The sequence below is a fragment of the Microcoleus sp. PH2017_08_TRC_O_A genome (assembly GCF_020738665.1).
Lineage (GTDB): Bacteria > Cyanobacteriota > Cyanobacteriia > Cyanobacteriales > Microcoleaceae > Microcoleus.
This window is the reverse complement of sequence record NZ_JAEQCE010000087.1, coordinates 22,982-28,428: the sequence shown is the minus strand read 5'-3', so window position 1 is coordinate 28,428 and position 5,447 is coordinate 22,982. Positions and strand designations below refer to the sequence as shown.

Annotated in this window: 3 protein-coding genes and 2 pseudogenes; 4 read left to right on the top strand and 1 reads right to left on the bottom strand. The window is 42.4% G+C overall.

Features of this window, described 5'->3' with window-relative positions; translation table 11 throughout:
• Positions 1 to 64 precede the first annotated feature (64 nt).
• Positions 65 to 276 (top strand): annotated as a pseudogene (locus tag JGK22_RS25985) (hypothetical protein); the annotation flags it as partial.
• Positions 277 to 454: 178 nt separating this feature from the next.
• Positions 455 to 1,412, top strand: a pseudogene (locus JGK22_RS25980) (IS630 family transposase).
• A gap of 216 nt (positions 1,413 to 1,628) precedes the next feature.
• Here JGK22_RS25980 and JGK22_RS25975 read toward each other — a convergent pair.
• Positions 1,629 to 2,672, bottom strand: coding sequence for an adenylate/guanylate cyclase domain-containing protein (locus JGK22_RS25975; protein WP_293207881.1), 1,044 nt, complete (start codon positions 2,670 to 2,672; stop codon positions 1,629 to 1,631).
• 474 nt (positions 2,673 to 3,146) lie between these two features.
• On the opposite strand from JGK22_RS25975, the gene JGK22_RS25970 reads away from it, so the two are divergent.
• Together JGK22_RS25970 and JGK22_RS25965 are read left to right on the top strand one after the other, a co-directional pair.
• Positions 3,147 to 4,280, top strand: a complete 1,134-nt coding sequence (locus tag JGK22_RS25970; protein WP_293193905.1) for a class I SAM-dependent methyltransferase — start codon at positions 3,147 to 3,149, stop codon at positions 4,278 to 4,280.
• A 282-nt stretch (positions 4,281 to 4,562) separates the two neighbouring features.
• Complete coding sequence (locus JGK22_RS25965; protein ID WP_293187081.1) at positions 4,563 to 5,342, top strand: photosystem II S4 domain protein; 780 nt, start codon at positions 4,563 to 4,565, stop codon at positions 5,340 to 5,342.
• Positions 5,343 to 5,447: the final 105 nt, after the last annotated feature.

Sequence of the window (5,447 nt, the reverse complement as noted above, 5' to 3'; positions counted from 1 at the left end):
GCCGAGTAGAACTCGAATTCACTCATCTTTCTAAATGCTGTTTTCTCACTTTTTCAGCAAGCCCTATCTAGAAAAGCATCGCTCTCGAATTGTTAACTATGAGCAATTATCATCAGATAAGATTTGTTCCATAGGCTCGGGAGCGGTGGAATCGGCTGTCAAACAAATAGATAGAAGGTTGAAAAATTCTGGAGCTCAATGGTTGAAAAAAAATGTCATAACAAGATGCTAAAACTTCGTTGTGCTTATAGCCTTTCTCAGAAAGATGAGGTATGATGTTACTGACACTTACTCATGAGGATCAAACAGATAAGACGCGATCGAATGAACTATAATTATATGGTTCAGTAAAGCCCAGCGGAAGCGATATAACACATAATAGCATTGTTCTGACAGCACGAAGAAGTTGACTCACAACACGTTTACTTGTACTCCTCTTCATACATTGTGAAAAATGAAAACGTATTCGATTGATTTTCGGCAAAAAATTCTTGATACTTATCATACTGAACCGATTTCACAAAAAGCAATAGCTAAGCATTTTTCGCTCTGCCCTCAGCTTTGTACAAAAATTGCTTAAACAATATCGTGAAACAAAAAATATTACTCCCCGAACTGACCGATGTGGAGTCAAAGGCAAACTGAATGCAGAGCAACTACTCATATTGGGGAAATTGATTGAAGAAAATAATGATGCCACTCTTGAAGAACTTCGTTATTTACTTTATGGAAAAATTGGATTTTCTGTTAGTATATCGACAATAGCAAGAATGATAAAACTCTTAGATATTACCGTCAAAAAAAAGACTCTATTCCCTTCAGGCAAAGGCACAGAGCGAGTCCAAATACTGCGATGTGAGTTCTGGTAAAAAATTAAAAAGATTAGTTTGAAAGACTTAATATTCATTGATGAATCTGGAGTTAATTTGGCAATGGTTAGATTATATGCTAGAGCTTTGAAAGGTCAGAGAGCCAAGGGGCCAAAGCCAACTAAACGTGGTCAAAATGTCTCAATAATTGGAGCAATGTCAGTGTCTGAAATTTTGACATCGGTTAATCTAATAGGCGGAACTGATGCAATTACATTTGAAGCTTTTATTATCAGAAAACTTGTGCCAAAACTATGGAAAGGGGCTTGTGTAGTCATGGATAATTGTCCCATTCACTTGGGAGACGAAGTGAAAAAAGCTATCGAAAAAAAAGGGGCAAAATTAATATTGTTATCTCCTTATTCACCAGATTTTTCACCAATTGAAAATCTGTGGTCAAAGCTTAAAAATATTCTCCGTTCGATCGAGACACCTAATTATCAAGAATTAGGCAAAGCCATAGAGTTGGCGTTGGGTCAAGTTACATCATCAAATATTTTTAACTGGTTTACACACTGCTGTTATTGTACCTCATCTTTCTGAGAAAGGCTATACCTCAACGACCTCTTGGCTATTTGAGGCTTTTGCAAAACCGGGATGCTCCCGTCATGCTTCGCCCCTACACACATATTTGATAAACACAGATGTACCAGATTTTTCTTTAAGGATTGTCGATGTATTCGCACCCTACGAATAATGTTGCCATACCGTTGAATGCTTTAGTATCACAATAATTATATGCTCAGATTAATCTAAGTTTCACGATCCAAATATTTTCCGAATCCAATTCCGCAGCGCAGCCAATAAACCCATTAAATTCTTGAAAAACCCCTGCAAAAAAGAACTTTTCTCAACCTCGAAAATCTCCTCGATTTCCACCGGGAGCGGTGGCATTCCGACAACTTCGTAAAGCGGATATTCGCCGCTCTTTCCGGGGATTTTAACTGATACGCACTGGTTGACGATCGCCAAATCCTTGATTTCCTCATAAGTTTCCTCGGAAATCAGCAAACTTGTTCCCACTTGCTTGTTCGCAGCTTCAATCCGGCTGGCAAAATTTACCGCATCCCCGATCGCCGTTACTGTCTGATTTTTCTTGGCCCCCAGATTCCCCACAACCGCCAAACCGCAGTGAATCCCAATCCCAATCCGCAACCTGTGACTGTATAAAGTCTCAAAATACGGATTGAGTTTGTCCAATTCCTCCAGCATTTCCACCCCAGCCCTCACCGCTTGTTCGGCCGCCTTCTCTGAATTTTCCAACCCAAACAGCGCCATAAAACCGTCGCCCATATAATTATTGATCATCCCGCCGTTGCGGTTGATTACATAACCCATTTTTTGGAAATACCGATTTAAAATATAAATTACATCGTAGGGTAATAGCGATTCTGCAAAGGCGGTAAACCCTCGAATATCGGCAAACAAAATTGCAATTTTCTTTTCTTGACCCACAGGTGCAGAAATCAAGTTTCCGGCGATTTCGTCGTTAAAGGTTTCTAAGTCTTCAGAATCGATCGCCAATCTCCGCAAAATCACCTTCCCGCCCGCCACCTGTGTCTGACAAGCCAGCCTAATTTCCGGCTCTAGGCGCAGTTTGTTCGCGAGCTCATCTTCCGCTGAATTGCGGGGCGAGCAAAATTCCAAACCTTCGACTATCAAGACACGACAAGTCGAACACCGCGCACTACCACCACAGGCGTGGGTGTGGGGAATGCCTGCACGCAGGGAAGCTTCCAGAATTATATCGTCGTCGTCTATCTCGATCGCGCGATCGTCCGGCAGATAGTGAATCTGTGGCATATGTGGCGTTTCTAACTAAGTAGCGAGGCATGAGCGGACATCTGTTATTGCAGTGACTCTGTATGCAAACCCGGTTTTTCGACATCTTTTCTGCATTCCCTGATTGATTCAGTATAAGTCGCGATCGACATTAGCTTCTCGTGCCGTCACCTCAACCGCCAAACTCACTCAGCATTAAAATCGCGATCGCACAATGAAAACACCTCAATTATATGCCAAGTAAAGCCTTTGGAATCAAGCTCAAAGCTCAAAGCTCAAAGCTCAAATTAACTGACATAATTCTTAATAAATTTATGATAGCTCAAAACCCTTTAAATCCGTTATTAAATTCCCTGGAACCGCCAGATATTTTGAGAGTTTTGCAGGCTTTTTTCTTCCAAACCTTACTTGATAAGAGTTTGAGCTTTTTTGTTCCCTAAGGAGCAGCCAATTTGCTTGAGATAGAATAGCAGCATCTTTAAAACCCGTATAACCATGAGTTCATCAACAGCCCTACAAAACATCGAACAGCACATCCCGCTGGTGGGAAATATCCATCTCAAAAGTCCGATCGCCTATCGAGCAACCCGCGTCGCAGTCAGTGCGGTTAACGCGGTGCAAATGGCAGTAGCAGAGTCTTATATCAACGGCTTAGAAGTACCGGATTCTGTATTGCGAGGTCTTTTTGATACCTGTATGCCCGTCTTTTTTAAGTATTTTCCCTCTCTGCTCGCACCCTACGAATGGGTACTCAAAGAAACAGAACACACCGCGGAAGGCCCGCGAGATTTAATGAAACTTCAGTACGACTTACCTCAAGCTATGCTGAATCCCATGTTAGGCGAGAGCAAACTCATTTATCCTAAATACAGCATGGGATTGTGGGAAAAAGGAGCAGCCAACCTCGAACAATCCCAAATCCAGATGATTGATGATGTAATTGAGAAACTAGAGATTCAGGATGGCGATCGCATTTTAGACTTTGGCTGCGGTTGGGGCTGCGTTCCCAATTACATTCTTTCCAAATTCCCCAATGTCCAGTTTACTGGCATTAATCTCAGCCACCATCAATGCGAATATATGCGTCACAGGATGCAAGATCCCGACAGCTACCTCAGTTCAGGTCGATTTACCTTATTTGAAGGCGATTTGAACGACGCCCAATTCGATACCAAATTTGACAAAATTCTCTCGATCGGAGTTTTTTGTCATGTCGGTAATTTAACCAAAGCTTTTCAAAAGCTCTCCTCTTTCCTCAAAGATAACGGCCGCGCTTTCATTCACATCATCACCGTTCGCACCCCTAACAACATCTCCAGTGTTTTCACCCACAAATACATTTTCCCCCACGGTCGTTACTGGAAATACGATGCCGTTCCCAGCCACAACAAAGACCTCAAAACCATCAAACAATGGTATCTCAACGGTTACAATTACTCTACAACCTTTGCTAACTGGCTGAAAAACTTTGATGACTCTCAGGCGATAGTCAAAGATTTAGACTACGGCATCGACTATGCCAAATTCCGCAGAATCTGGCGGTTTTACTTGATTTGGTTTGTTGCTAATTTCGCCAGTTGCGATGGTGAATATAACGGCAACGGTCAATATTTAATGGTTCATTCCTAATCGCTGACATTCCTGGACGCATCAACCGAGTTTTTCAACACCCGTAATCCGTTAATGAGAAAATCTCACCTGTAGGGAAACGACACTGCCGTTTCCGGCGGGGAGTTAAAGCAATAACAGATAATTGTTGCTACGGTTATCAAACGTAGCAACAATTTTTAATAATTGGTATTATTTGACAATCTTAGACTATAATTAAAGTAGTGGGACTGCTAAAGAAGTAGACTTTTTAGTTGCTACACCAACGTTTGGCAATTTCAAATTAGAATCTAAAATTGACTGATGTTACAAAAAGAAGAACTGTTAAAAGGCATCGAAAACCGCGAATGTGTGGCGCGGGCATTAGACCAAGCTGAACAAGCAATTAAAACTTGGGAAGTTACTCTGACTGATTTTCTGTCGCCCCCGGAGTTGGCGGACACTCTGACGGTATTTAAGCGCTTAACTGATGTGGAATTAGTGGCTTGGGGTGGCTATCCCCAGGGTGAAAGGCAGAGAATTGCGATCGCCCGATCGGAAATCCCGATCGACTCTGGGAGTGTTAGCATTGCTGCGGTGGAGATAGCCGGCAATTTCCTGTTTGACACCGCCAGTCACCGCGACTTCTTAGGCGCAATGCTGGGTACGGGGATTGTCCGCGAAAAAACCGGGGATGTGATTGTCTTGGGGGAACGGGGCGCGCAGGCGATTGTCATGCCGGAGATGGTAGAGTATTTGGAGATGAGTTTGCAGCAAGTGCGATCGGTTCCGGTAAAAACTCGGCGCATTGAGTTGAGCGAACTAAAAATTAGAGAACCGAAAAAGAAAGAGATGACAACCGTTGAAGCATCAATGAGATTGGATGCTGTGGCTTCTGCTGGATTCGCGATGTCTCGCAGCAAAATGGTTGATTTTATTGACAGAGGGGACGTGCGAGTTAATTGGAAAGACATCACCCAAGCTAGTTATAACGTTAAGTCGGGAGATTTAATCGCTGTTACTGGTAAGGGAAGATTAGAAATTGGGGAAGTTATGATTACTAAAAAAGAACGCTATCGAGTGCAGTTAACTCGATATCTGTAATTTTGACCACATCGTTGAGTTAAAAGAAACCGGGTTTTTTACGATATTTAAGGTGACAACGAATTATTTCGAGAAAAACCCGGTTTCTGCCCACATCGTTGAGTT